The 3,778-nt window shown below is 67.0% G+C and carries 4 protein-coding genes; all 4 read right to left on the reverse strand.

What is annotated here, in order from left to right; translation table 11 throughout:
• Positions 1–24: 24 nt before the first annotated feature.
• Complete coding sequence (gene hpnJ, locus HUK84_RS12080) at positions 25–1,449, reverse strand: hopanoid biosynthesis associated radical SAM protein HpnJ (RefSeq protein WP_176640513.1); 1,425 nt, start codon at positions 1,447–1,449, stop codon at positions 25–27.
• Positions 1,450–1,528: 79 nt separating this feature from the next.
• Complete coding sequence (gene hpnI / locus HUK84_RS12085; RefSeq protein ID WP_176640514.1) at positions 1,529–2,710, reverse strand: bacteriohopanetetrol glucosamine biosynthesis glycosyltransferase HpnI; 1,182 nt, start codon at positions 2,708–2,710, stop codon at positions 1,529–1,531.
• Positions 2,711–2,806: 96 nt separating this feature from the next.
• A complete protein-coding gene (locus HUK84_RS12090; protein WP_246285647.1) occupies positions 2,807–3,490 on the reverse strand; it encodes an ABC transporter substrate-binding protein in 684 nt (227 codons plus the stop codon).
• Between the two features lie 5 nt (positions 3,491–3,495).
• The coding region (locus HUK84_RS12095) for a transketolase C-terminal domain-containing protein (protein ID WP_281362805.1) at positions 3,496–3,778 on the reverse strand (283 nt) is incomplete at its 5' end.

Genomic DNA, 3,778 nt, shown 5'->3' on the forward strand with positions numbered 1-3,778 from the left:
GGCCGCCCCGGCGCGCGACCGGGCTCAGGCCGCGCGGCGGTCGCGCAGGAACTGGAAGAATTCCACGCCCTCGCGCAGGCGGCGCTTCATCATCTGCGGGCTGCGCACCATCTCGCCGACGATCGAGGCGATCTTGGGCGCGCGGAAATAGAATTTCCGGTAGAATTCCTCGACGCTGCCGAAGATTTCGGTGTGCGACAGGTGCGGATAGTGCAGCGGCGCGATCTGCACGCCGTTCTCGTCGATCAGCTCGGCGTTGCTTTCGTCCAGCCAGCCATTCTCGGTCGCCTGGCGGTGCAGGAACGTGCCGGGATAGGGCGCGGCCAGCGACACCTGCAGCGTGTGCGGATTGATCTCGGTGGCGAACTTGATCGTCTCCTGGATCGTCTCCTTGGTCTCGCCGGGCAGGCCCAGGATGAACGTGCCGTGGATCTTGATCCCCAGCTCGTGGCAGTTCCTGGTGAATTCGCGCGCCACTTCGACGCGCATGCCCTTCTTGATGTTGTGCAGGATCTGCTGGTTGCCGCTCTCATAGCCCACCAGCAGCAGGCGCAGCCCGTTATCCTTCAGCACTTCCAGCGTCTTGCGGGGCACGTTCGCCTTGGCGTTGCACGACCAGGTGACGCCCATCTTGCCCAGTTCCCGCGCGATCGCCTCGGCGCGCGGCAGGTCGTCGGTGAAGGTGTCGTCGTCGAAGAAGAATTCCTTGACCTGCGGGAAATATTGCCGTGCCAGGCGGATTTCGGCCGCCACGTGCTCGGGGCTGCGGGTGCGGTAATGATGACCGCCGACCGTCTGCGGCCACAGGCAGAAGGTGCAGCGCGACTTGCAGCCGCGGCCGGTATAGATCGAGATATACGGGTGCATCAGGTACCCGATGAAATAATCCTCGATCTTCAGGTCGCGCTTGTACACTTCGGTGACGAAGGGCAGGCTGTCCATGTTCTCGATCATGGCGCGATCGCGGTTATGGACGACGACCCCGTCGGCGTTGCGCCAGGAAATGCCGTCCACGTCCTTCAGGTCGCGGCCCTCGGCGATCTCCTTGATCGTGAAGTCGAATTCGTTGCGTGCCACGAAGTCGACCGGCGCGCCCTTCAGCAGGCTTTCCTCGGGCTGGACGGCGACCTTGGCGCCGACCATGCCGATCTTCAGCGACGGGTTGGCGTCCTTGAGCATCTGCGCCACCCGCACGTCCGACGCGAAGGACGGGGTCGAGGTGTGCATCACGACCAGATCGCGGTTGCGCACGTCCTGCAGGATCGGCTCCATCCCCATGCGGGCCGGCGGCGCGTCGATCAGGCGGCTGCCCGCGACCAGGGCGGCGGGCTGCGCCAGCCAGGTCGGATACCAGAAGGACCGGATTTCCCGCTTGGCCTGATAGCGGGACCCGGCGCCGCCGTCGAAACCGTCGAAGGAAGGGGGTTGCAGGAATAATGTCTTCATCATGATACGCAGATCCTCGGGCGTGGGGATTGGGGGTCCGGCACGGCCTGCTTTGCTATGTCCTTGGTCGCGTGGGCATGCGCTACTCGCCCGGCGCGACGGGGTGGGATGGAGGCGTCATAACCGAATGTGGCGCGAGATGCATCGTCTGTCCACGCCATGCCACGCGCGTGCCGCTGACGCTGCCGACCATGACGCCCGCCGAGATCCAGTCCCGCACCGGCAGCATCAGCAGCGGCAGCAGGCTGCGCTGGGCCAGCAGCCGGTCCATCACGAAGGCAGTGACGGCGCGGCTGAACCAGACGGCCAGGAACACGCCCCAGCTCCAGCGCGCATGGGGTTGCAGCAGGACCGCCAGCGCGGCCCAGAACAGCGGGAGCTGGATGGCCGACGCGGCATAGCCGGCTGGCTCGAGCGTCTTCACCGTCCGGCCCCAGCGCAGTTCGTGCGTCAGTACGTCGCCGAGTCCCGGTTCGCCGACCGTGGTCCAGGTCATGCACGAGGCGATGGCGATCTCCAGCCCGCGCTCGCGCACCAGCCGCCCCAGCATCGCGTCGTCGGCGACGTGGTGTACCAGGGCCGGCAGGCCGCCGATATGCTCCAGCGTCTCGCGCCGCAGCGCCATGGTGGCGCCCAGGCAGTCCTGCCGCCCCAGATAGCGCGACAGCATCACCCCGGGCAGGAAATTATGGTTGATGTGGCAGGCCGCCAGCAGGCGCGCCATGCTGGGCGTGGCCGGCAGGCCGGCATAGAGCGTCGTCGCCAGCCCGACCCCGGGCTGCGCCAGCGCGTGGACGACGTGGCGCAGATAATCCGGCGCGACATGGATGTCCGAGTCGGAGATGACCAGGACATCGTGCCGCGCGCGCGGCAGCATGTTGATCAGATTGCCGATCTTGCGATTGACCCCGTGATAGGTCGGGTCGATCACCAGGTCGATCGCAACCCCGGGATGGCGTGCGCGCAGGCGCTGCACGATGGCGATCGCCGGGTCGCCCGCATCCTGCACGCCGAAGACGATCTGCAGATACGGATAATCCTGCGTGCAGAAGCTCTCCAGAGCCTCTTCCAGCAGGGGCTCGTCGCCATGCAGGGGCTTCAGGATCGTGACCGGCGGCAATGCGTCGCCGGCGGGGACGTGCCGCTCGTTCCAGCGGAATCGGGCGACCAGCCCCGTGCCCAGCGCCGCCTGCATGCAACCGGCTGCCGCGACCAGGGTGGCCAGACCGGCGGGTGAGACAAGGGCATGCAGCGGCGCGAACATTCTCTTTCCGGCAGGGGGACGCGGGCCGTCAGCAGACGGAGGCGGGGTCGACGAAGGGGTGGCACATAGGATTCGGGCCGGCGCCGGCGGGGGCGGTCAGCCCTCGGAGAACGCCTTGACCTTCTTCTCTAGCAGCGAGATCAGGTTCTGCACATTCCCCGACGCCAGTGTCGAGCTGAAATCGGAGCGCTGTGCAGCAACTTGGCTGATGTGTGCATTCAGCAACACATCGACGATGTGCCAGCCCTGGGGGCCGGGACGCATCACGTAATCGATCTCGGTGCCGTCGGGATCGTCGGTCGAACCGATATGGGTGGTCACGATCTGGTCGCTGCCCACGGGCGAGGGGCGCGGCGCCGGATTGACGTTGAAACGGGCATCGCCCCCCGGCTTGAAGCTGGAGACGTAGCGCGCCACGGTGAACTGGCGGAACACGGCCAGCAATTTCTGCCGGTCGTCCCCGGACAGCCCGCCATAGCGCAGGCCCACCGATGCCCGCAGCACGGTTTCCAGATCATAAACCTTGTCCACCACCGGGGCCAGGATCTGGGCGCGCTGGGCGAAGGAACTGCCGGTCGCGGCCTGGATCTGCTGCAGCGCGGCGTAGAGCGCGCTGACGGGACCGGCCGCCGCTGCCGGGGCCTGCGTTCCGGCCTGGGCCCCGGTTTGGGCCCCAGTTTGGGCAGAGGCCGCGGCGGGACCAAAGACCGGCGCGGCGACCGGCAGAACCGCCAGGCCCACGCCCAGCGCCACGGGGAGGGAAAACGTCAAGCGTCGCATCACCATCATGATTTCGGTCCGATTGTCGCCTTTAGCAAGGGTGGGGATACGCGCGCGGCGTTGCCGGTTCGAACGCCCAGGGCGTTTCGCGCGCATGCGGCGATGGCCTGTGCGTCGAGACCTGCCTCGCGATATTGGGCGTCCTGAGTGTTGTGGTCGATGAAGCGGTCCGGGAGTGTCATGGGCCGGACGCGGACGGTGTCGAGCAGTCCGTTGCGGGCCAGATGGTGCATGACGAAGGCGCCGAATCCGCCCTCGGCGCCGTCCTCGACGGTCAGCAGCACGGCA

It is taken from the genome of Nguyenibacter vanlangensis (genome assembly GCF_013376155.1).
GTDB lineage: Bacteria > Pseudomonadota > Alphaproteobacteria > Acetobacterales > Acetobacteraceae > Gluconacetobacter > Gluconacetobacter vanlangensis.